Here is a 549-nt window from a genome sequence, read left to right on the forward strand (position 1 = left end):
GTATTGTCAAATAAACTATAGATATCCTTATCCTCAGTCAGTTCAGTACCATTAACAGCAACAATATAGTCTCCTTCTTTTATGTTTAATCCCGGTTCAGCCAATGGGGCTTTGAACGATGGATTCCATTCAAGACGCGTAAATAATTTGACGATCTGATAATAACCATTATTTAGCGTATAATCTGCTCCCAGCACACCAACTGAAACGGATGGCGTGGAAGGTTGATCTCCTGGATAGATATAATTGTGTCCCACGACCATTTCTCCCATCATTTCGTTCAATAAATAACCAAGATCAGAACGATGGTTTACAAAAGGTAAGAATTTTTCATATTTGGTTTTCATCGCTTTCCAGTCAGCACCATGCATATTTTCTACATAGAAATAGTCTTTTTGCATCGACCAAACTTCATTGAATACTTGTTTCCATTCGGCTGCGGGATCCACCAATTGCTGAATTCCACCTAGCTTAACTTCGCCAGCAGTAGGAGAGGCTACTTTTTGCCCAGCTGTTACAATATTGAAGCCATTTCCCGTTTGATATAAC

1 protein-coding gene is annotated in these 549 nt (G+C 39.2%); it reads right to left on the bottom strand.

The genetic code is table 11. From position 1 onward, the window contains the following. A partial coding sequence (locus LE190_RS22220) for a PDZ domain-containing protein (RefSeq protein ID WP_225240602.1) occupies nt 1-549 on the bottom strand: 549 nt, incomplete at both ends.

The organism is Massilia hydrophila, assembly GCF_020208145.1.
GTDB lineage: Bacteria > Pseudomonadota > Gammaproteobacteria > Burkholderiales > Burkholderiaceae_D > Telluria > Telluria hydrophila.